We start from the raw sequence: 23,312 nt of genomic DNA on the forward strand, positions 1-23,312 counted from the left end.
AGATGCGCCATGTCCGTCCTCGCCCCGCTCGCCCCGCTGCGTGCCCACGCCGGCCGCCGCCTGACCGATGGCCTGGACGATGCCAGCATCGCGCGTCTGGCCGCCAACCACCCGGATCTGGCACGTGCCATCGACGCCGCCGCCGCCGAGTACGCGCAGGTGCGCGCGGAGGCCGCCGACCTGCTGGACCTGGACGAAGACGCCCAGATCAGTGCGGTGCAGGACGGCTTCATCAACTTCTATGCCGACGATGCGGTGACCCCGTACGTGGCACTGGCCGCGCGCGGGCCCTGGGTGATCACGCTCAAGGGCGCGGTGCTGTACGACGCCGGCGGCTACGGCATGCTTGGCTTCGGCCACACCCCCGCGCCGGTGCTCGAGGCGATGGCGCGTCCGCAGGTGATGGCCAACGTGATGACCCCCAGCTTGGCGCAGCGCCGGCTCGACCGCGCCCTGCGCGCCGAGATCGGCCATACCCGCGGCGGCTGTCCATTCGCACGCTTCATGTGTCTCAATTCGGGCTCCGAAGCGGTCGGCCTGGCCGCGCGCATCGTCGACACCAACGCCAAGCTGCACACCGACCCGGGCGCGCGTCACGCCGGTGCCAGCATCAAGCGCGTGGTGGTCAAGGGCAGCTTCCATGGCCGTACCGACCGCCCCGGCCTGTATTCCGATTCCAGCCGCAAGACCTACACCAAGTACCTGGCCAGTTACCGCGACGAAGACTCGGTGATCGCGATCGCGCCGTACGACGTGGCGGCGCTGCAGCGCGCCTTTGACGAGGCCGCGCGCAATCACTGGTTCATCGAGGCAGTGTTCCTGGAGCCGGTGATGGGCGAAGGCGACCCGGGCCGCGCGTTGCCGGCCGCGTTCTATGGCGCGGCGCGCGAACTGACCCGCCTGCATGGCAGCCTGCTGCTGGTGGATTCGATCCAGGCCGGTCTGCGCGCGCACGGCGTGCTGTCGGTGGTGGATTACCCCGGCTTCGAGCAGCTCGACCCGCCGGATCTGGAGACCTATTCCAAGGCGCTCAACGCCGCGCAGTACCCGCTGTCGGTGCTGGCGGTGACCGAACACGCCGCGCAGGTGTACCGCAAGGGCACCTACGGCAACACCATGACCACCAATCCGCGTGCGCTGGATGTCGCCTGCGCCACGCTGGCGTTGTTCACCCCGCAGGTGCGCGAAAACATCCGCACCCGCGGCGTGCAGGCGATCGCCAAGCTGCAGGCACTGCAGTCCGAGCTGGGCGGTTTGATCACCAAGGTGCAGGGCACCGGCTTGCTGTTCTCCTGCGAACTGGCGCCGCAATTCAAGTGCTATGGCGCCGGTTCCACCGAAGAGTGGCTGCGCCATCGCGGCGTCAACGTCATCCATGGCGGCGAGAATTCGCTGCGCTTCACCCCGCACTTTGCGATGGACGAAGACGAGCTCGATCTGCTGGTCGGGTTGATCGCGCGTGCACTGAAGGAAGGTCCGCGCCAGGCCCAGGCCGAGGCGGCCTGAGAGCCACCAACCGAACGTGGCGAGCCGTCCCCAGGTTGTAGCGGACGGCGCGTAGGAACTTCGGTATCCGAGCGGTGTACGCCGATTCCGAGTACCGGCTGCGCTCACTGATCGGTGAGCGCCGTGGTTTTGTGAGCCGCTTGAAGTCAAGGCGACGCAGGCATTACTTGCGCGCCTCGGACAGTCGCGCGGCCGCCCCGAAGCTTACCGCGCGTCCCTGCCGTCGCGCGCGGCGATGTGCAGCCCGGCCGGGTCAGATCGGCACGGCGCTCAGCTTGCGGCGCAGGTAATTGGTCACGGCCCGGCGTGGCGACTTGCCGCGCCAGGACGCCCAGCACAGGTGCGAGCCCACCGCGACGGTGCCGCCACGGTGGCCGAGCCCGAACCAAGTGCGATCCGGATGGAAGGCATCGCGCGCCGGGAACACGATGCCGGCAAACTCGCCGGCGTGCGCGTTGTAGAAACGCGTCAAGCCGCGCGGGCCGGAGATCATCGGAATCTGCCGGTGGTCTTCCAGCGTCTCGGGCGCATGCGTGGTGAAGATGTGCTCGATGAAGGCGCGCCAGAACGGATGCCCTGCCTCCGAGCCGAACACGGCATTGCCGATCTTGAACTGCTCGTTGCCGGGCGCGCCCTCTTCGATCGGCAGCACGCATTGCTGTGCCAGTACGTCCGCGCCAAGCGTGCGCAGCAGCTTGTAGTCGGTGTCGAAATAGAACCCGCCGTAGCTATGCATATAGGCGCAGCGGGCGATGTCGGCCTTCATCACACCGAAGCGTATCGCCTCGTAGCGATCGGCGAATTCCGGGAACGCGCGACGCATCAGTGCGGAGTTGTCGGCGTCGTCCCAGACATGGCAGGTCCAGCCCGGCAACAGCCGCTGCAGGCGGGCCCGGATCTTGCGCTCTTCCCAGAGCAGGTGCTTGGTCGGCGCAGTGAGATGGAACACGTGGGGAATCATGGGGGGCTCTCGGGGGCTGGGGGAACCAGACCTCCACCGAAGCACCGCACCGAAGCCGGCTACCCGGATGGAGCTCCGGTCAGCCGTAACAGTAGTCCCATTATTAGTGTGACGTAATTCACAATTTTAAATGGTTACGCCTACCGCCGATTTGCAGAATCAATCCAGAACCGAAGTTCGCTCACAGCCTCCTCATCCCGCACGGCTGGCCTCGCCACGCTGCTGTCATCTCACCTCACTCCCAGCACCGGTCCGCGCGTTCCTTCAGGGTTGCGCTGCGCGGGCAATCGCGCGGTGCGATGCGCCCGGCTTCCTGCTCCACCAGCCGCTTGCCGCCATCGCTGCCGCGCTCCAGCTCGAACGCATCGTAGAGACGTCCGGTGGCGGTGCGCGACTCGTAACGCAACTTCTGGTTGTCGATGCGAAGCACCTGATAGAGCTGGGTGTCTTCGCCGACCGGACGCATGGTCTTGCGCGCCATGTCCGAGAGACGGTATTGCTTGGGCCCGGCCACCGAGACCACGAACACCGGCGTCGCCTGCCCTGCGTCATCGCCGCGCCGGCCGTAGGTGTGGTCGTGGCCCTGTAGCACCAGATCGACCTTGTGGCGGCGGATCACCGGCAGCACCTGCTCGACCAGCTTCTGGTTCTCGCGATCGGCGCGCGGGGAAAAGAACGGCTGGTGGATCAGCACGATCGACCACGGGTGCGGGTTGTCGGCCAGCACCGTGTCCAGCCACTGCGCCTGTGCCGGGCCGGTGCCCAGATCCAGCACCGAGGTGCCGTCCAGCACGGCGATGCGCACGCCCTGATAGTCGAACCAGTAGCTGGTGCGCGCTGTGGCCGACGGCCCGTTGCGCGGCAGGGCGAAGGTCACCGGCCAGTGGTTGCCGAGCGTGCGCGTGGCCTGCGGGGTATCTTCGCCCTCCTCGTGATATTCGTGATTGCCCGGCGCCGGCGCCACTGCGGTGCCTTCCAGCAACCAGCGCCCGGCTTCGAACCACTCGGCCCACTCGTTGTCATCCTGGCCGTCCTTGCCGCTGACCAGATCGCCGGCGAACAGCGCCAGCCTGGCGTCCGGTGCCGAGCGCCAGGCCTGGCGGATCACCCGCGAGACCAGGCTGAGGTTCTTGTTCTGGGTGTCGCCGAAGTACAGCAGCGTCAGCGGCGTGTCCGGGCTGGCGGCGGTGCGGAAATGATTCCACGCGCCCCAGGTGCGGTGGCCCTGCACGCGGTAGGCGTACAACGTGTCCGGCTTCAGCCCGTCGATATCGACGCGGTGGTGGTGCGAGCTGCCGTTTTCGCTGGCCAGCGTGGCGGTGCTGGCGCGGATACGGCGCGGCGTACCCACGTCGGGCGAGTCGCCGGCAACCACCAGTTCCAGCCACGGCTGATCGACGCTGGCATCGGTACGCCAGGCCACCGCGAAACCGGTCGCCGCCGCCTGCGCAGGCGTGGCGACGATGCGGTCCGGGAAGCCATCGGCAACATAGTGGGTGGAGCCCGCCGGCACCTGCGTATTCGGTTCGGCGGCGCGCTCGGCGGCGAACGATCGCGTGCCCGCCATCGCCACCAGCAACAGCGCTGCAGACAGCGCCGCACGTGCAGCGCTCATGGCGCGCACTCTTTCAGGCGCAGCGTGCGTGCGATATCGCGCCAGTCGAATGCCGCCACCGCCTGGTCGTCATGCAGTGCGTAGAACACCCCGCCCGGAAAGCGCGCATCGCCGCGTTGATCCAGCCACACGCCGTCGGTATTGGCGGTCACCCGGCCAGCGAAGGCACCGACATGCGCCAGGCTCTGGCGATCGAATACCTGGAACACGCTGCGGTCCTTGAACTGATCGGTGGCGATCCAGTAGCCGCTGCCGTCCTTGCATGCGAACAGCGTCATGCCTTCGGCCTGTGCCTTGAACAGGCCGCTGCCGACATTGCGGCCGCGGTAGCGTCCGTCCATGCCGTATTCGCGCAACTGCGTACCCACGGCGACATCTTCTTCGGCAATCATCAGGCGCGCATGCGCTTCATCGCCGAACACCGACTCGGCGATCCGGATCGCGCCCGCGTCGCTGGTATCGCCGAAGCTTTGCGTCAGCCGCGATTGCCAGCCCTGCCCCGCAGCGCTCAATTGATAGCGACGAAAGCGTTGACCGAGTTCGGCCACCGGCGGCGGCACATCCTTGTTGGCCGGCGACATGTAGTTGTCGCTGACCACCACCTCGTAGCCGTCGTCGTGCTTGCGCACCCACAGGCCGTAGGGCTCGCGCAATTCGTCCTGGCCGAAGCTGGTCAGCGGCTTGAAGTCGGGCAGCGCAAACACCTGCACGCGGCGATTGTCGCGCTCGACCACGAACACCAGATCGTCGACCACCGAAATCCCGTTGGGGCGATCCAGCTTGCCCAGCGCCTTGCCCTTGCCGCCGACCACGCGCAGGCGCTTGCCGCTATCGCCATCGAACACCACCAGCGCATGCGTGGCCTTGGCGGTGGCGATCAACCAGCGGCGGCCATCGGGCGCACTCCAGCTGGCCGGCGAATCCAGATTGTCGGCCGGGGTCAACGCGGTGATGAAGGCTTCCGGCACTACTTCATGTGCCACCTTGGCCTCGCTGAGCAAGGGGTCTTTCAGCAATGCCTCGTCGGCTTCGCGGTCGACCGGTGCGCTGGCGCAGGCGGTCAGCGCCAGCGCGCTGGCGAGCAGCGTGGTGTGGAGTAACGTTGTTTGGAGCAGCGCGCGTGTTGCAATCACAGTGCCACCTTCAGGCCGAGCGCATAGGTGCGGCCGTATTCTTCGTTCTGCAGCGTGCGCGAGGGCACGCCTTGGTACAGCTCCAGCGGTTCGTCCAGCAGATTCTGCGCTTCCAGATACAGGCTGACGTGGCTGTTGAATTGGTAATTCATGCTGAAATCCAGCTGGGTATGCGGGGCGACATAGATATCGTACGCGCGGCTTTCGCCGATGGTGTCCAGGTACTCGCTGCGGTACACCGCCGCAACCCGCGCACTGAAGCCGTATTTTTCGTAGCCCAGGTGGCCGCTGTAGATGCGCTTGGACGAGCGCGGCAAGGTGAAGTCCTCGCCGGCGCGATCGCTCAGGCCGGGATCGAAGTCGCTGTCCAGCACGGTGGCGCTGGCGCCGACCAGCAGGCCGTTCCAGCCTTCGGGCAGGAAGTCCAGCGCTTGCTGCCAGTTGAATTCGGCGCCACGCACCTTGGCAGTGTCGCCGTTGATCGAGCGCGTGACCTGCAGGTCGGGGAACTCGGCATCGTTGGTGCTGATGGTCTGCACGATGTAGTCGTCGATCGACTTGTTGAACACGCCCAGCGAGATCAGGCCGGTGCTGCCGATGTACTTTTCGAACGACAGGTCCAGGTTGGTAGAGCGATACGGATCGAGATCGGGGCTGCCGACGTTCACCTCGTTGTCGCCGCGATTGATGCTCACGCGCGGGGAGACATCGCCGAATGCAGGCCGCGACAAGGTCTTGTTGGCGGCAAACCGCAGCACCCAGTCGTTGCCGGTGTCGTAGCGCAGATGCAGGCCAGGCAGCACATTGGTGTATCTGCTGGAGGCTTCGCGTGGCGTCACCGTGGCGGTGCGGCCGTTCTCGGCCACGTCGACCTGATTGCCGGTGGCGTCAAACTGGGTGTTTTCCACGCGCACACCGGCAATCGCGCGCAGCGCGCCGATGTCCCAGGTGCCCATCACATAGGTGGCGAACACATCTTCGGTGGCCTTGTAATCGTCCTGCAGCGAGGTCTGCAGATTGCCGCCGACATCCTGCGGGCGCGCACTGTACAGATTGCCGGAGGTGTTCCAGTAACGGCGCATGCCGTCCGAGCCGATGCTTTCGCCCAGGGTACCGCCGCGGTGTTCCGGCGCGGCGGTGGTCCAGTCGCTCAGATCGATCGCCGGCCCGCGACGCAGCTCGCTTTCGTCCACATTGACATCGCGCTCGCGCCAGCGGCCGAGCACACCCATCTTCAGGCTGGAATGCTCGCCGTCGAAGCGCACGTTGATCTGCGCGCTGCGCTCGCTGTCGTCCACCCGCTTGGGCGCAAGCACGAAGCGGTCGAACACGAAATCGTCGTTGCTCTGCCAGCCGTTATCGGAAAAGCCCAGGCGCGGAATGCCGCTGTTCTGGTCGACCGTCGCCGACAGATCGTCGCCGTCATAGTTGAAGCGCGCTTCCATCTCGTCGTTCACGCGCTCGGTGGTCTTGGTGTAGCCCAGCTTGTAATCCACCGTGGCCGCGCTCAGACGGTTTTCACCGCCCACGCTCAAGGCCATGGTGTCCTCCTTCTTGGTGCGGTAGCGCACGCGCTTGGAGATGGAATCGGCCGGCAGATCGGCCACCTCGTAGGTGCCATCGCCATTGGCGCTGACCTGCCCATCGGCCAGGCCGAAGATGGTGCGCTGGCGGGTTTCGGCATCGTCGAAGCGGCTGTACAGCGTGCGCAGGTAATAGCGGTTGTCCGCGTCCGGGCGCCAGTCCAGATTGAGGTTGGCGCCCATGCGGGTGCGCTCGATGAAGTACTTGCGGCGCTGCACCTCGCCGGCGAACAGATCGTCGGCCGCACCGCCGTCGAAGCTGTCGTAGGCCACCTCGGTATTGTCGGATTCGAATTCGCGGTCCTGGTAGTTCACACCCACTGCGACGCCGAAGGTGCCGTCGAAGATATCGCTGTAATTGAACGCGCCCTTGGGGCTGGTCTTGCCCGACAGCGACTGGTGGCTGCCTTCGACCGAGCCGCGCAGCGTGCGGCCATCGCGATCGAACGCGGAGGTGGACTCGACCTGGATCGCACCGCCGATGGAATCGCCCGGCATGTCCGGGGTCGGCGACTTGACCACCTTCAGGCGTTCGGTCGAGTCGGACGGAATCACGTCCAGCGGTGCCGAGCGCGTGCCGTCTTCCGGCGTGCCCATGGTCATGCCGTCGATGGTGACGCTGTTGAGCGCCGAATCCAGGCCGCGGATCACCACGAAGCGGCCTTCGCCCTGATCGCGGGTGACGCTGACGCCGGGCAGGCGCTGCAAGGATTCTGCAACATTCTTGTCGGGGTAACGGCCCATCGCATCGGAGGCCACCGCATCCTGGATCGCATCGGAGCCACGCTTGAGATCGACTGCGCGCACCTGCGATTCCACCTGCGGGCGCACTTCCAGGCGCTCCAGATCGATGGCCGCCGCGCCGGACGCACCGGTGGCAGCTGCCGCACCCTCGGCCGCCTGCGCAAGCGGGCTCCACGCGGCCGCCGCCAACGTCAGCGTGATCGCCAGGCACAGCGGAGTCTTGTTCAACACGGGTGCTTCCCCAATCGGTTAAGAATGGGTGGGCACACTATGTCTACGACGTTTCACTGACATGACATATGCAAGCACGATCACGCGCAATGTGTGGCGACGCTGCCGCTGGCTGCGGCACACTGTGGGTCTCTCCCGCCTGTCGCTGCCCATGAAAATCGTCGAAGTGCGTCACCCCCTCGTCCAGCACAAGATCGGTCTGCTGCGCGATGCCGCCTTGAGCACCAAGGGCTTCCGCGAACTGGTCACCGAGCTGGGCACCCTGCTGGCCTACGAGGCCACCGCCAATCTGGACACCGAATCGCACGTGCAACCCGGCTGGGCCGGCCCGGTGACCGTGCAGCGGATTGCCGGCGCGAAAATCACCCTGGTGCCGATCCTGCGCGCAGGGTTGGGCATGCTGCCCGGCGTACTGGCGCTGATCCCGGCCGCTCGCGTGAGCGTGGTCGGCCTGCAGCGCGACGAAGAAACCCTGCAGCCGGTGCCCTACTTCGAACGCCTCACCGGCCGCCTGGAAGAGCGCGATGCACTGATCCTGGACCCGATGCTGGCCACCGGCGGCACGCTGATCGCCACCATCGACATGCTCAAGCGCGCCGGCGCGCGGCGGATCAAGGGCATCTTCCTGGTCGCCGCACCGGAAGGCCTCAAGGCACTGGAAGCCGTGCATCCGGATGTGGAGGTCTACACCGCAGCGATCGACGACCACCTCAACGACAAGGGCTACATCCTGCCCGGCCTGGGCGATGCAGGCGACCGGATCTTCGGAACGCGGGTGGAGTGAGCTGCGGTGTCTTCTCGCCCCTCTGCCTGCGGGGCGAGAAGACACCGCTTGCGCGCCATTGGCGCGCGTGTCTTGAAGCGCCCGCGCCGCAAGCGCGGGCCGTGGCGCGCAGTGGGGGTTGGGGTGAAGGTCCGTCGAGCGAAGCAGTCGGGGAGTCACTTCTGACGGAACGTGGCGACGCGTTTGTCATTGCCGGCATTGGTAGCTCCCCGGAGGCGCACCCTCATCCGGCGCTACGCGCCATCTTCTCCCGATGGGAGAAGGAACGGCGGCGGCATCGGGCATTGCGTTGAAAAACGCCCACCTCAGCGCGTCGACGCCTCGATCGCCGCACTCACATACACCAGCGGCGCGTTCCAGTTGATGGCCACCTCGTTGCTGGCGTAACTGCAGGTGTTGTCCAGATACGACAGCGCCGGCAATTTGGAGGGGTACGCCACCTTGCAGTCCTTGGCGTCCTGCTGGCCCGGTTGCGGACCACCGGCCAGCCAGCCCGGCACCGGGGCGTCGATGCCGTCGGCCTCGGAGGGGCGATGGTGGATATGCATCGGGCTGCGCAGCCCGACGCCGGTGACGAACGACAGGCCCAACGGATTGCGCCCCAGGATGTAATCCAGCTGCGACTGCGCGGCATCCAGATACGGCCGCTGCCGGGTCAGCCGATAGCCCTGCATCAGCATCATCGCGCGGTTGAGCACCACCGCATTGCTGCCCCACACGAAGTCGGTGTCGGTCATCGCCAGACGCCATGGCGAGGCCTGCCACTCATCGGCAAGACGCTGTGCCAGGCCGGTGATCTCACGCGTAATGCGTGCGCGATCGGCATGCGGGGTGAGCGTGTCGCGATGTTCGGCCAGCGACATCCAGGCCAGGCCGCCGACGTTGCTCCAGCCCGGCACGCTCGCCGGTACGTTGCGCGCAATCATTGCGTCGTAGAAGCCGTCCTCGCGCGTGCTCACGTACAGCTCGGCCGCGGCCCAGGCGAATTCGTCGTCCACCTGTGCGTCGTCGTAGCCGCCGGTGCGCACGTCGTCGGGCTGGCGATAGATCACATCCGGGTGCTGCTGCGCCCACGCCCAGGCACTGCGCGCGGCGTTCAACATGCGCGCCGATGCGCCCGGATACTGCTTGTCGAACGGCGCATAGACGCGGCTGGCTGCCGCCATCACTGCGGCGAAATCCAGCGTGGCGGCGGTGGCCTTCATCACCACGTAGCGTTGCTGTTTAGCCTGGTCCGGCATCACCAATCCGTCGAACTGCTTGTCGGTGAGCTTGTGGTACACGCCGCCATCGGCCGGGTCCTGCATGGCCAGCATCCATTCCAGATTCCACCAGGTCTCCTGCAGGATGCCGGGCACGCTGGGCGCGTCGTCGGGGATGGTCAGGGCCTGCGCCTTGAACAGCGCCGGGTACTGCTCATAGGCGGCCAGCAAGGTGTAGGTGCTGATGCCGGAATTGACTATGTACTTGTTGTAGTCACCGGCGTCGTACCAGCCCTTGGGCGCACTGATCACGCTGTCGGCCGGGCGCGTGGCCGAGGCCGCCGACGGATGGATGCGCACCTGCGTATCCGGATGCCCGGCCGCACGCGCATAGCGCCCGGCGAACTGCGCCGGCAACGCGGTGCTGGCGCGATTGAAATAGAACGCCTTGAGCGATGCGTCGAGTACGGGCCGATACGCGCTGGCCGCGATCGGGAACGGATCGGACGCCGGCTGCCCGTCGATCTTCAACCGGTAGGTGCCCGGCGCGCGCAGGCTGGAAAAATCCGCCACCCGCGCCTGCTGCCCGGCCGGCGTCCACAGCGCGGCGGCCTGCAGCCTGCCCTCCAGTACCTGGCGGCCCTGCGCATCCTCGACCGTGAAACGGTCCGCGGTGGGCGCCGCGCCTTGCGGCAATCCGAGCACCGCAAGCTTGGCAGAGCCGGGCAGATAGCCGAGCTGATTGACGTGGATGGCAGCGCCCGTTGCCGCTACGGTCTGGTCGCCGGTGGTATCGGCCGCGCAGGCGGCGATGGGCGATGCGATCACCATGCCGGTGAGCAGAGTCTGGAAAATGTTCATGCCGCGATGGTCGCCGCATTGGCACAGGGCGACAAGTCCAATCCAGGCATAGCCAACCGCGTGGAAATGCATCGCTGCAGCCGCGTGCCTGCATCGATGGTGGCGAGCACCTGCGGACAACCGCGTCATCGCACAGGCCATGCCCCGGCACGGCGCGGCAAATGCAACAGGCAACACCCGCTGCCTTGCGGCCATGCCTGCCCTCGCCTACGAGGACAGGCATATCTCGATCAATCAGCGATCAGCGATCAGCGCGCCGCCGCATCCAGCTGCACCTGCGCCTTGCCCACCGGGTTGCGCGGGTCGCTTCCGCCGGTGAGCACGTTGCTGCGCTTGTCCCATTGCACCGTCTGCAGGTTGCCCCAGACGTGGCTGGAACCGCGGCCGCCCTCGGCGGTGTCGCCCGGCAGCTTGAGCGCGTGGCCCATCGCCTGCAGCGCCTTGGCGGTCTGTGGCGAGAACGCGTTGCTCTCGGCCTCGATCACGTCCGGCAGCCACTGGTGGTGATAGCGCGGCAAGGCGCTGACCTGCTGCGCGTCCAGGCCGGCGTCGTAGCCCAGGATGCCGAGCAACACCATGGTGATGATGCGGCTGCCACCCGGGGTGCCGATCACCGCGACCTTGTCGGCCGATTCCATGAAGGTCGGCGTCATCGAGCTGAGCATGCGCTTGCCCGGCTTGGGCGCGTTGGCCGCGTAGCCCATCACGCCGAAGGCATTGGGCGTGCCCGGCTTGAGCGCGAAGTCGTCCATCTCGTCGTTGAGCAGGACGCCGGTGCCCTTGGGGATCAGGCCCGAGCCGTACAGCAGGTTGACGGTCTGGGTGGCGCCGACGCGGTTGCCCTCGCCGTCGATGATGGAAAAGTGCGTGGTCTCGTCGTCTTCCAGCGGGGTCGGGTTGCCCGACAACAGATCGCTGGGGGTGGCCTTGTCCGGGTTGATCGTGGCGCGCAGGCCTTGCGCGTAATCCTTGCTGGTCAGCACGCGCTGCGGCACGGCGACAAAGTCCGGGTCGCCCAGGAAGAAGGTGCGGTCGCGGTAGGCGCGGCGCATCGCTTCCACCACTAGATGGGTACGGTGCGCATCGTCGAGCGTGTCCAGCTCCCAGCCTTCCAGGATCTGCAGCATGGCGGCGAGTGCGATCCCGCCGGAGGACGGCGGCGGCGCGGTGGTGATCTTCCAGCCGCGGTAATCGAACTGGATCGGCGCGCGCTGCTTGACCCGGTACCCGGACAGCTCGGCGGCCTTCCACTGCCCGCCGGCCTGCTTGACGCCGGCCAGCAGTTTCTTGGCGGTTTCGCCCTTGTAGAAGCCATCGAAGCCCTTCTCGCCGAGCAGCTGCAGGGTATGCGCCAGCTCGGGCTGCTTGAAGATGTCGCCTTCGGCAATCGGCTTGCCGCCGCGCAGATACACCTCGCGTGTGCCGGGATAACGTTCCATCACCTCGCGCCGCGAAGCATAGCCCTTGGCCATGCGCGCATACACCGGGAAGCCTTCGCTGGCGATGCGGATCGACGGCGCCAGCGACTGCTTCAGCGGCAGCCGGCCGTGCTTGGTGGCCAGCTCCACCAGCGCTGCAGGCAGCCCGGGAATACCGGCCGACCAGGGGCCATTGACCGAGCGGTCGCGGTCCAGCGCGCCCTGCTTGTCGAGGAACTGCGCCTCGCTGGCCGACTCGGGCGCGGTCTCGCGCGCGTCCAGCATCACGTCCTTGCCGGTCTTGGCATCGTGCAGCAGGAAGAAGCCTCCGCCACCCAGCCCCGAGCTGATCGGCTCGACCACCGCCAGCGTGGACGACACCGCGATCGCCGCATCGAACGCATTGCCGCCCTCGCGCAGGATCTGCAGGCCGGCATCGGTGGCCAGCGCATGACCGCTGGCAATCGCCGCACCGGGCGGGTGCCCCGCCACCGGCGAGGTCGTGGCTGCTGCAGGCTTGGCGCCATCGGCAGCCCAGGCCGGCGGTGCCAGCACCAGGGCCAGCAGCAACAGGCCGCGCGAAGAGAAACGTCGGGAAAAGATGCTCACGGGGCGGGAGGCTCCTGTTCGTACAGTTCGGGGTGGTCGCGCTGCAGCTGCATGAGCTTGGCGAGCAGTTGATCGTGGGTTTCCGGTATCGCCGGATCCGGGTCGATGCATTCGACCGGGCACACCACCACGCATTGCGCTTCGTCGAAATGGCCCACGCACTCGGTGCAACGTGCCGGGTCGATCACGTAGATGGTTTCACCCATCGAGATGGCCTGGTTCGGGCACGCCGGCTCGCAGACATCGCAGTTAACACAGAGCTCGTTGATCTTCAGCGACATATCGGCACCACCATGCGATGTGGCGCGGCGCGATGCAACGCCAGGCGCTGGAACGCAACGTACTGCCGGAAGCGGACGCACGGGGCGTAGCGCGGTGCACGGACAACGCCATGCGCGTGGCCGGCAACCGGTCCGAGCGGACCGGCGCCGACTGCGTGCGGGATCAGCAGCATGCTGCGATCCCGCACGGCGGCCGGACGCGCCCTCCCGCGCCTCCGGCCTGGTACGGCATTACTTGGCTTCAACGAAGGTGTATTCCACGCCCTTGGGCTGGACGATGCCCTGCACCCGCGCATTCTCGGCCGCATTGCCGATGAACAGCACGCGCACGCCCTTCATCGAATCGGCCGGCACGTCCTTGAACGCGGCGTCGATCAGGTCGGCCATCTTGGTCGAGGCGGACGAACCGAAGGCCAGCATGTTGCCCGGCTGCACGCCACGCGCGAGTGCGGTCTTGACGCTTTCCAGCTGACGCTCGTAGCTGCCGGCGAACTCGGCATCGGACTCCGGCGGCAAGTAATACAGGAACGGGCTGTTGGTGGTGGTGCCCAGGTTCTGGCCGACCACTTCCTGCAGGTACTTCTTCCAGCCGGCGTTGTCGTCCTTGGCCGGCGCGGTCAGCGCAGCCGGAGCGGCGGCGGCGGTCGGTGCCGGCTCTTCCTTCTTGCAGGCGGTGACGGCCAGAGCAGCGACCGAAGCGAGCACCAGCGCGCGCATTGTGTGTTTCATGAAACTCCTCCCTTTGAAAAGCATGTGGTGATGTGACTGCTAGAGAATCAGGCCTGCGCGCGGGACTCGCGCACCTGCCGCAAGGCTTCGACGACCGAAGCCGGAACGAAACCGGACACGTCCCCGCCCAGCCGCGCGATTTCGCGCACCAGCGAGGACGAGATGAAGCTGTACTGCTCGGCCGGGGTAAGGAACAGCGTCTCCACCTCCGGGATCAGATGGCGGTTCATGCTGGCCATCTGGAATTCGTATTCGAAGTCGGATACCGCGCGCAGGCCGCGCAACAGCACCCCGGCGCCCATGTCGCGCACGAAGTGGGCCAGCAGCGTGTCGAAGCCGCGCACTTCCACATTGGCGTGCGCGGCCAGTGCTTCCTGGGCCAGCTCCACGCGGCGCTCCAGCGGCAGGGCCGGGCCCTTGGACGGGCTGTAGGCCACGCCGACCACCACGCGCTCGAACAACGGCGCGGCGCGGTTCACCAGATCGATATGCCCGTTGGTGATCGGGTCGAAGGTACCGGGATAGACGGCGGTGCGGCTATTGGCCACGCTCATACGGAAACTACCGGGGTCGGATCGCCGTTCAGTGTAGCAGCGGCCCGGCGGTACAGCGCATAGCGCACCTGCTGGGTGACGCCTTCGCGGTGCAGATGCCAGCCGGCCGGCACCTGCGGCGGGACCTCGGCCGGGCCTTCCAGGTACAGCCAGGCGTCGGCGCTCAGGTGCGCGGGCAGGCGTTCCAGCACGCTGGGCCACAGCCCGGCGGCAAACGGCGGGTCGACGAACGCGATGCTGGCCTGCGCCACCGGCGCACGCTCCAGCCAGCGCAGCGCATCCTCCTGCAGCACCTGCACCTGATCGGCCGCATCCAGCCTGGTCACGTGCTGGCGCAAGCGCTGCACCAGGCCAGGGTCGCGCTCGATCAGGGTCGCGTGCGCGGCGCCGCGCGACACCGCCTCCAGGCCCAGCGCACCCGACCCGGCAAACAGGTCCAGCACGCGCGCGCCGGGCAGGCGCGGCATCAGCCAGTTGAACACCGTCTCGCGGACGCGGTCACTGCTCGGGCGCAGGCCGGGCAGGTCCGGCACCGCCAGCTTGGTATTGCGCCAGCGCCCGCCGACGATGCGCACCTGCCCTTCCGCGGCGCGTGGCGCCGGCCGTGCGGGGCGGCTCATCGCCACGCGCCGGGTGCGAACGAACGGGTGCAGGACGGCGGCAGCGCAAATGGCGACATGGCTCAAGGCAGGACGGTTGGCCGGCCATGATACCGCCGCGATCGCCGCAACCGCCCTCCTCGATCGCCATGGACGCAGGCCATCTGGCGCACGCCCGCCTTGAAAAATCCCCACACGGCCTCATCCCCCAGGCCATCGGCCGCGTTGCGGCCTGGGCCACCATGGAGCACGACCCCAATGACCGTTGATACCGACAAGCAGACGCTTGGCTTCCAGACCGAGGTCAAGCAGCTGCTGCAGCTGATGATCCACTCGTTGTACTCGAACAAGGAAATCTTCCTGCGCGAGCTGGTCTCCAATGCCGCCGACGCCGCCGACAAGCTGCGTTTCGAGGCACTGGTGAAGCCGGAGCTGCTGGAAGGCGGCGGCGAGCTGCGCATCCGCGTGGACTACGACAAGGACGCGCGCACCGTCACTATCGACGACAACGGCATCGGCATGAGCCGCGAGGATGCGGTCTCGCATCTGGGTACCATCGCCAAGTCCGGCACCGCCGACTTCCTCAAGCACCTCAGCGGCGACCAGAAGAAGGACGCCAACCTGATCGGCCAGTTCGGCGTGGGCTTCTACAGTGCCTTCATCGTCGCCGACCAGGTGGACGTGTACTCGCGCCGCGCCGGCCTGCCTGCCAACGAGGGCGTGCACTGGTCTTCGCGTGGCGAAGGCGAGTTCGAGGTCGCCAGCGTCGACAAGCCCGAGCGCGGCACCCGCATCGTGCTGCACCTGAAGGACGGCGAAGACAGCTTTGCCGACGGCTGGACGCTGCGCGGCATCCTCAAGAAATACTCCGACCACATCGGCCTGCCGATCGAGATGCGCAAGGAGCACCATGGCGAACAGGCCGACGCGCCTACCGAGCCGGAGTGGGAAGCGGTCAACCGCGCCAGCGCGCTGTGGACGCGGCCCAAGTCCGAGATCAAGGACGAGGAATATCAGGAGTTCTACAAGCACGTCGCGCACGATGCCGGCAACCCGCTGTCGTGGAGCCACAACAAGGTCGAAGGCAAGCTGGAGTACACCTCGCTGCTGTTCGTGCCCGGCCGCGCCCCGTTCGACCTGTATCACCGCGATTCGGCCAAGGGCCTGAAGCTGTACGTGCAGCGCGTTTTCATCATGGACCAGGCCGAGCAGTTCCTGCCGCTGTACCTGCGTTTCATCAAGGGCGTGGTGGATTCGTCCGACCTGTCGCTCAATGTGTCGCGCGAGATCCTGCAGTCCGGCCCGGTGGTCGACTCGATGAAGTCGGCGCTGACCAAGCGCTCGCTGGACATGCTGGAGAAGCTGGCCAAGGACAAGCCGGACGACTATGCAACGTTCTGGCGCAACTTCGGCCAGGCGTTGAAGGAAGGCCCGGCCGAGGATTATGCAAACCGCGAAAAGATCGCCGGCCTGCTGCGCTTCTCCTCCACGCATGACACCACCGGCGCGCAGAGCGTGGGCCTGGCCGATTACGTGGGTCGTCTGGCCGAGGGCCAGGACAAGCTGTACTACCTCACCGGCGAGAGCTACGCGCAGATCAAGGACAGCCCGCACCTGGAAGTCTTCCGCAAGAAGGGCATCGAAGTACTGCTGCTCACCGACCGCATCGACGAGTGGCTGATGAGCTACCTCACCGAGTTCGACGGCAAGTCGTTTGTGGACGTGGCACGCGGCGACCTGGACCTGGGCAAGCTGGATTCGGAAGAAGACAAGAAGGCGCAGGAAGAAGTGGCCAAATCCAAGGAAGGCCTGGCCTCGCGCATCAAGGCCGCCCTGGGCGACGACGTGGCCGAAGTACGCGTCTCGCACCGCCTGACCGATTCCCCGGCAATCCTGGCCATCGGCCAGGGCGACCTGGGCCTGCAGATGCGTCAGCTACTGGAAGCCAGCGGCCAGGCCGTGCCTGAGTCCAAGCCGGTGTTCGAATTCAACCCCGCCCACCCGCTGATCGAAAAGCTGGATGCGGAAGCCGACATGGACCGCTTCGGCGATCTGAGCCGGGTGCTGTTTGACCAGGCGGCGCTGGCGGCGGGCGACAGCCTCAAGGATCCGGCCGGGTATGTGAAGCGGTTGAACAAGTTGTTGTTGGAGTTGTCGGCGTAAGCGCTGCAATGATGAGGTAATGAGCAAAGACCGGCGATTACGCCGGTCTTTGCGTTTGGGCTCAGCTACCGCGCCAGTTGGGGAGGGCGCGCTTACATCCAGGGTGCTTGGCGAACGGATACAGCAGCCCGTATGCTTCGCTCACGCAAGTTTCACTATAGCGGCGCACATAAAAATCAAACTACAAGGAAAGTAAATGCGATGAAGGAACTTGCGCAGCGAGCGGCCAGAAAAAATCTCGGCGGCACTTGGTTTGGATTGCTGCTCGTCATCGCTGTGACGTTTTTTTCTGTCATTTCCACAATGCCAAAGGCCTATGCTGGAGACTCGGCTTTGTGCAATGCGGGCACCAGCCTATGTGATCAAGGACAGGCATATCTCAATGCTTTGAGGGAAGGCAACGAAGCGACCTGCATCTCTGGAGGGATAAATATCCACAGTGGAAAAGTAAACGATCGAACATTTGATCAGCGTTACGAAGCAGTCGTCGAATGCTATCGCGCGTTTGATAACTACACCTGGATTTCGACCTTAGACAGCAGCTTCTACGCCTCAACCTGCACCGCTCGCCCATCCATCTCCCCCGCAGCCGGCAGCACCGGCAAAGTCTGCCAACAAGGCTGCGAGTACACCGTCGGCAGCAACGGCAGCCGGCCAGTCGCCACGCCCAACGGCGCAGTCTGCGCATCTCCTCCTCCGATCGATCCCGGCAAGAACAACGGCTGTTGCGACGCCACCACCGGGCCGACCACGGCCGGCAACCCCGCGAACGTGTTCACCGGGGCCAAACTCGAAACCGCAGTCGATTACCGCGCCCCGGTTGGACATCTGGAGTTCGTACGCTATTACAGCAGCGCAGCTGGCTTGCAGCCCGTTACCGCGCTCGGTTCCACATGGCGGCATAGCTACGCACGTGCGTTGACGGTGGCCGATGCAGCAACCGTGGTCCTGACCCGTCCCAGCGGCAATTTCTACACCTTCAAGAAGTCTGCCAACGGGACCTGGACGCCCGACTGGGACGTGCGCGAAGTGCTGACCGCACTCCTCGACAACGGTGTGCGGACCGGCTGGCAAGTCACCACTGCAGACGATACGCAAGAAACCTTCGGCCCCGACGGCAAACTGACCGGCATGGCCTATCCGGATGGCGAGCGACTGACGTTGACCTATGCCGGCACGCAATTGCAGTCGGTGCGAGACCTGCGCGGCCGGCAGATCGTGTTTGCCTACCAAGCCGGCAGGGTCGCCCAGGTTACGCTACCCGATGGTGCAACCCTCGGTTATGGCTATGACACCCAAGGGCGCTTGAGCTCGGTGGCCTTGCAGGCGGCAGGAGCATCGGCCTCCTCGACGGTGGCCAGTTATGGATATGCCGATTCACGCTTTCCGGATGCGCTGACGACACATCGCGATGCACAAGGCCAGGTCTATGCGTCATGGAGCTACGATGCGCAAAAACGTGTGACCCGCAGCGTGTATGGCAATCCGGCAGGAGCGATCGACCAATTCACGATCGCCTATGCAGGCGCCGCCTCTACCGTCACCACGCCATCAGGAAACACCATCACGCGTACTGGCCTGTCCAAGCTCGGCCAGGCCAAGGTGGTCGCAGTCCAGGGGCTGTGCCCGGAATGCACGAGCGCATCGTTCCAGTCCCGCAGCTATGACGGGAATGGCTATCCCGATCTGGAAGTCGATTTTGCCGGCGTCTCCACCGACTGGACTTACAACTATCGCGGTCTCCTGACCAGCAAGATTGATGCCGCCAACGATACGGCCGGCCGCAAGCGCACGGTACAAACCGATTGGCACGCCAGCTTGCGTCAACCTGTAGACCGCCGCAGCTATGACGCCGCCAGTGCGCTGGTGGCCAGGACAACCTGGACCTACAACGCCAGAGGCCAGGCACTGACCATCTCGCAACTCGACCCAGCTGGAAGTCCATCCCGGGTCGTTACGCAACGTTATTGCGAAGAAGCCGATATCGCCACCGGCGCCTGTCCGCTGGCGGGTGTACTGCTCTCCAGCGATGGTCCGCGCAGCGATATCGCCGACAGCACGCGCTACAGCTACTACCTCAGCGATGATGCGAGCTGCGCTGCAATACCAACGACCTGTGCGCATCGCAAAGGCGACCTATGGAAAGTCACCAACGCCCTCGGCCAGGTCAACGAATACCTCGCCTACGACGGCGCCGGCCGCCCGCTGTCCATCAAGGACACCAACGGCATCGTCACCGACTACACCTATCACCCGCGCGGTTGGCTGACCGCCAGCAAGGTGCGCGGAAGCGATGCGTCCAGCGAGGCCGATGACCGCATCACCCGCATCGACTACTGGCCCACCGGTCTGGTCAAGCAGGTCACCCAGCCCGATGGCGCGCTCACAGCCTTCACCTACGATGCGGCGCATCGGCTGACCGATATCACCAATAACGCGGGCAACACCGTCCACTACACGTTGGACAATGCCGGCAATCGCGTCAAGGAAGACACCCAGGACGCGGCCGGTACGTTGAAGCGCACGCTCTCGCGCGTCTATAACCAGCTTGGCCAACTCAAGACGCAGGCCACTGCGGGCAGCGACCCCACCGATTTCGAGTACGACGCCAACGGCAACGCCACCAAGGTGACCGATGCGCTGGCAACCGCGACGCAGAGCGAGTACGACCCGCTCAATCGCCTGTCGCGCACGCTGCAGGATGTGGCCGGCATCAAGGCCAACACCACCTTCGACTACGACGCGCTGGACAACCTCACCAAGGTCACCGACCCCAAGGGCCTGGATACCAAATACGAGTACAACGGCTTTGGCGATCTGGTGAAGCTCACCAGCCCGGACACCGGCGTCACCAGCTACACCTACGACAGCGCCGGCAACCGTGCCACCCAGACAGATGCGCGCGGCAACACCACCGGCTACGGCTACGACGCGCTCAATCGCTTGACCAAGGTCACCTACCCAACCACCAGCCTCAACGTGACGTACACCTACGACGTGACGCAGACGGTCTGCACGAGCGGGGAGACCTTCTCTATCGGCCGCCTGACCAAGATGCAGGACGGCGGCGCCATCACCCAGTACTGCTACAACCGCTTCGGCGATCTGGTGCGCAAGGTGCAGACCAGCAACGGCAAGGCGCTGGTGCTGCGCTACGACTACACCGTCGGCGGCCAGTTGCGCCGCATGACCTATCCCGACGGTGCAGTGGTCGATTACGTGCGCAACGCGCAGGGCCAGACCACCGAGGTCGGCGTAGCCCCGGCCGGCGGCAGCCGGCAAGTGCTGCTGGGCAATGCCAGCTACTACCCGTTCGGCCCAGCCGCTGGCTGGACCTACGGCAATGGCCGCACCCTCGCCCGCCAGTACGATCTGGACTACCGCCCGCAGGCGATCCAGGACATCCGCCCGGGCGGGCTGGAAGTGGGCTTCGGCTTCGACCCGGTTGGCAATCTCACCGCACTGACCCCCGCTGGTAATTCCACGCCGGAGATCGGACTTGGTTACGACACCCTGGGCCGTCTGACCGGCCTCAAGGACGGCCGTACCGGCACCCTGATCGATGGCTACAGCTACGACGCTACCGGCAACCGCCTCAGCGCCAAGGTCGGCACGGCCACGCAGGCCTACACCTACCCGACCGACAGCCATCGCCTCAGCGCCGTGGCTGGCGTGGCCCGCAATTACGACGCCACCGGCAACACCACCGCCATCGGCGGCACCGCGCGCCAGTACACCTACGACACCACCGGCCGCATGACCCAGGCCCGCCGCGCCGGCGCGGTGACCATGAACTACCGCTACAACGGCCGTGGCGAGCAGGCGCGCCGCTTCTTAGGCACCACCAACACCTACACGCTCTACGATGAAGCCGGCCATTGGCTGGGCGACTACGACAACAACGGCGCGCCCAAGCAGCAGGCAATCTGGCTGGACGATCTACCGGTCGGCCTGCTGGCCAGCGCCAACACGCTGCATTACATCGAACCGGACCACCTGGGCAGCCCGCGCGTGGTGATCGACCCCACCCGCGATGTGGCGGTGTGGACGTGGAGCTTGAAGGGCGAAGCCTTCGGCAACACCGCGCCGAATCAGGATCCGGATGGCGATGGTGCGGCGCTGGTGTTGGATATGCGGTTCCCGGGGCAGCGGTTTGATGCGGCGAGTGGATTGAATCAGAACTACTTCCGGGACTATGACCCCACGACCGGGCGGTATGGGCAAAGTGATCCGATTGGCCTAGAAGGTGGATTGAGTTCCTACGCCTATGTCAGCTCTAGACCTCTAAGCAGCGTAGATCATAACGGGCTGCAAGCTATTCCTCTTCCTATGCCGCTTCCCATCGGACCTCCAGGATTCGGAGAAGGAGAAAATGGCATGGATGACTTTGGCGGCCCGCGTCTACCGGAGCCGACCGCAGCAGGAATGCTTGGCGGACTTTATCAAATTTCCAAGACAACACCTGGTTTTTCCTTGCTTGATCAGTCGCTCACAATAGCCAACGCACTATGCCCTGAGAACAATGACGAGCTCTGCGAAAAAGCAAAGACAGATGCACGAAACGCCTATTTTAAACTGATCACAAAAAGAATCCCTCAATTTCAAACCGGTGGGACTAGGGGTCGCGACCCTGGCCACTTACAGGCAATAATTCAATTGCAAGCGCGCCTGCGCGACGCCCTAAGAAGGGTGCGAATGTACTGCAAGCCATTACCAGCCGAGTATGGCGAATGGGAACGCGTCGCCAACTTAAACGCACCAGGCTTTTAAAGTCATGAAACCCAATGAAATTCAACGCTGGGCTCAGACTTACATTGAGGCACAGAAGCGCCAGATCACCAATACCGAAGATCCACTTTGGTGGGCTGTAGACCTATTTTTCGAACTAATGGAATCGAAGCCAGAAGCCTGCTGGGAAGTTCTTGTGGAAATAAGCCGATGCAATCCACCGGAAGGCGTCATCAGTATTGCGGGCGCTGGCCCGCTTGAAGATTTAATTGACTCCCATGGCAATCGCTTTATCGATCAAATAGAAGTTGAAGCTGAGCGAAATTCGGTTTTCAGGAAAATGCTTGATGCAGTTTGGGAAAGTAGCGACAACGCAACCTGGTCAAGAATCATGGAGATCAGATCCCAGAAGTGACAATTGATATAAATCCATTGAATTTATTCAGCAATAATTGCCAGATCAATCACCACTTCAACCTAGATTAACAATAGCAAGAAGATTAACGAATGCAATCATTACCCAGCAGCATCCGCGTTGGCACCGGTGCAATGACGTCGACTTTAGGCATGAGCGCAAGATAAATGATTTAAAAAACAATCTCGGGAACACTAGAAAATGATTTATTTACGTTTTTCCTAAATAATGGTCGCAACTTGCTTTATTTGTACTGAAGGACTTATGTAATGGATTGAATCTCTTGCGGCGGGCAACAAGAGAACATTCAGACCAGCCTAAAATAACCTGGGCGTTATCATTCAATCTCTGAGCAAAATTAATGTTAGTTTGCCTTCTTACTTCCGACTTTTCCATTCCCAGGCATGACTGACACGGCTATCTGAATGACCCAGAGCAGGCGACATTCCACAAGACCAGTAGCAACATCTGCCTCAAGGAGCGTAGAAACTCCGTGCATAGCGGTACCCACCTCCGTCAAACCGGTGGGTTTTTTGTGCCTGCCTGCTGGTACAAACCGACGCGATGCCTACGTCGGGAGGGCGCTAATACAACACTCCTTCGGGAGGAATACGCCCGCCGACTACTAGCGGTTTCTAACCTCCCGACATCCCGTCGCCGGCCGGCGACGGTGCCTGTTCTTCGTAGGACGCGTTGTCATGGCAAATGTGTCGATAGTGCAGATGGGTGAGTATCGTCGCTACATGGTGCTGGCGAAGGTGAGACGATGAGCCGGACGCAGTCTCCAACCGCCAAGCGGTCCAAACCGAACGCCAAACGCACCGGTCCCGCCAAGCGGGCAGCTACGCCGGTAAAGGACGCGCAACCCATGCCGCTGGTGCCCTGCCCACGTTCGATGTGGACACCCCCAACTTCTACCGCCGCCCCAAGCGCCGCGTGGACGATCTGCCGCCGCGGCCACCGCGCAAGGCACGCACGCCCACACGCTGCACTATGCGTTCTACGATGCAGAACCCGGCCGGCCGCATAGCCAGCGCATCCCCAGTGTGCGCTTGCGCGGGCTGTGGCTGGAGCAGTTAGGGTTTGCGGTTGGACGCAAGCTGCAGATCACTGCGCGTAATGGCGAACTGGTGGTGACGGTGGCGGAAGATTCCATACGGTGACGCTGAAAGGCGAGTCTCCGTGCGATTGGACGC

15 protein-coding genes and 1 pseudogene are annotated in these 23,312 nt (G+C 64.6%); 6 read left to right on the top strand and 10 right to left on the bottom strand.

The window, feature by feature from the left end:
• The first annotated feature begins 9 nt into the window (after nt 1–9).
• Complete coding sequence (locus tag ABQY64_RS12625; RefSeq protein WP_349779305.1) at nt 10–1,506, top strand: aminotransferase class III-fold pyridoxal phosphate-dependent enzyme; 1,497 nt, start codon at nt 10–12, stop codon at nt 1,504–1,506.
• A 253-nt stretch (nt 1,507–1,759) separates the two neighbouring features.
• Here the strand turns inward: ABQY64_RS12625 and ABQY64_RS12630 are convergent, their stop codons facing one another.
• From ABQY64_RS12630 to ABQY64_RS12645, 4 genes are all read right to left on the bottom strand, one after another.
• A complete protein-coding gene (locus tag ABQY64_RS12630; protein WP_047125170.1) occupies nt 1,760–2,467 on the bottom strand; it encodes a glycosyltransferase family 32 protein in 708 nt (235 codons plus the stop codon).
• Between the two features lie 235 nt (nt 2,468–2,702).
• Nucleotides 2,703–4,082 (bottom strand): metallophosphoesterase family protein, encoded by a 1,380-nt coding sequence (locus ABQY64_RS12635; RefSeq protein WP_349779304.1) that lies wholly within the window; start codon nt 4,080–4,082, stop codon nt 2,703–2,705.
• On the bottom strand, nt 4,079–5,215 hold the full coding sequence (locus ABQY64_RS12640; RefSeq protein ID WP_349779303.1) for a phytase: 1,137 nt from the start codon (nt 5,213–5,215) through the stop codon (nt 4,079–4,081). The genes ABQY64_RS12635 and ABQY64_RS12640 overlap by 4 nt, the downstream gene beginning before the upstream one ends.
• Nucleotides 5,212–7,773, bottom strand: coding sequence for a TonB-dependent receptor (locus ABQY64_RS12645; protein WP_349779302.1), 2,562 nt, complete (start codon nt 7,771–7,773; stop codon nt 5,212–5,214). Before ABQY64_RS12645 ends, ABQY64_RS12640 begins: the two co-directional genes overlap by 4 nt.
• Nucleotides 7,774–7,924: 151 nt before the next feature.
• On the opposite strand from ABQY64_RS12645, the gene upp reads away from it, so the two are divergent.
• Nucleotides 7,925–8,557 carry a uracil phosphoribosyltransferase gene (gene upp / locus ABQY64_RS12650; RefSeq protein WP_024940024.1) on the top strand — a complete coding sequence of 211 codons (633 nt, stop codon included), beginning with the start codon at nt 7,925–7,927 and terminating at the stop codon, nt 8,555–8,557.
• Nucleotides 8,558–8,862: 305 nt separating this feature from the next.
• On the opposite strand, the gene ABQY64_RS12655 is transcribed toward upp, so the two are convergent.
• From ABQY64_RS12655 to rsmD, 6 genes are all read right to left on the bottom strand, one after another.
• Nucleotides 8,863–10,620, bottom strand: a complete 1,758-nt coding sequence (locus tag ABQY64_RS12655; protein WP_349779301.1) for a glycoside hydrolase family 9 protein — start codon at nt 10,618–10,620, stop codon at nt 8,863–8,865.
• A 248-nt stretch (nt 10,621–10,868) separates the two neighbouring features.
• Nucleotides 10,869–12,647, bottom strand: coding sequence for a gamma-glutamyltransferase (gene ggt, locus ABQY64_RS12660; RefSeq protein WP_349779300.1), 1,779 nt, complete (start codon nt 12,645–12,647; stop codon nt 10,869–10,871).
• On the bottom strand, nt 12,644–12,928 hold the full coding sequence (locus tag ABQY64_RS12665) for a YfhL family 4Fe-4S dicluster ferredoxin (RefSeq protein WP_003489796.1): 285 nt from the start codon (nt 12,926–12,928) through the stop codon (nt 12,644–12,646). Before ABQY64_RS12665 ends, ggt begins: the two co-directional genes overlap by 4 nt.
• A 231-nt stretch (nt 12,929–13,159) precedes the next feature.
• Nucleotides 13,160–13,657 carry a hypothetical protein gene (locus ABQY64_RS12670; protein WP_039516474.1) on the bottom strand — a complete coding sequence of 166 codons (498 nt, stop codon included), beginning with the start codon at nt 13,655–13,657 and terminating at the stop codon, nt 13,160–13,162.
• Between the two features lie 47 nt (nt 13,658–13,704).
• Nucleotides 13,705–14,211, bottom strand: a complete 507-nt coding sequence (coaD, locus tag ABQY64_RS12675) for a pantetheine-phosphate adenylyltransferase (RefSeq protein ID WP_016903280.1) — start codon at nt 14,209–14,211, stop codon at nt 13,705–13,707.
• Nucleotides 14,208–14,897: a 16S rRNA (guanine(966)-N(2))-methyltransferase RsmD gene (rsmD, locus tag ABQY64_RS12680; protein WP_349779299.1), complete on the bottom strand. Its 690-nt coding sequence runs from the start codon at nt 14,895–14,897 to the stop codon at nt 14,208–14,210. The genes coaD and rsmD overlap by 4 nt, the downstream gene beginning before the upstream one ends.
• 171 nt (nt 14,898–15,068) lie before the next feature.
• Here rsmD and htpG point away from each other — a divergent pair, with 171 nt between their 5' ends.
• The 4 genes and pseudogenes from htpG (at nt 15,069) to ABQY64_RS12700 (ending at nt 23,279) form a co-directional block, all read left to right on the top strand.
• On the top strand, nt 15,069–16,973 hold the full coding sequence (gene htpG, locus ABQY64_RS12685) for a molecular chaperone HtpG (protein WP_349779298.1): 1,905 nt from the start codon (nt 15,069–15,071) through the stop codon (nt 16,971–16,973).
• Between the two features lie 201 nt (nt 16,974–17,174).
• The gene (locus tag ABQY64_RS12690; RefSeq protein ID WP_349779408.1) at nt 17,175–21,743 is read left to right on the top strand and encodes an RHS repeat-associated core domain-containing protein; all 4,569 of its coding nucleotides are present in this window, start codon (nt 17,175–17,177) and stop codon (nt 21,741–21,743) included.
• A 4-nt stretch (nt 21,744–21,747) separates the two neighbouring features.
• Nucleotides 21,748–22,116 (top strand): DUF6869 domain-containing protein, encoded by a 369-nt coding sequence (locus ABQY64_RS12695; protein WP_349779297.1) that lies wholly within the window; start codon nt 21,748–21,750, stop codon nt 22,114–22,116.
• 868 nt (nt 22,117–22,984) lie between these two features.
• A pseudogene (locus ABQY64_RS12700) lies at nt 22,985–23,279 on the top strand (SymE family type I addiction module toxin).
• Nucleotides 23,280–23,312 lie beyond the last annotated feature (33 nt).

It is taken from the genome of Xanthomonas sp. WHRI 7065, from assembly GCF_040203115.2.
GTDB lineage: Bacteria > Pseudomonadota > Gammaproteobacteria > Xanthomonadales > Xanthomonadaceae > Xanthomonas > Xanthomonas arboricola.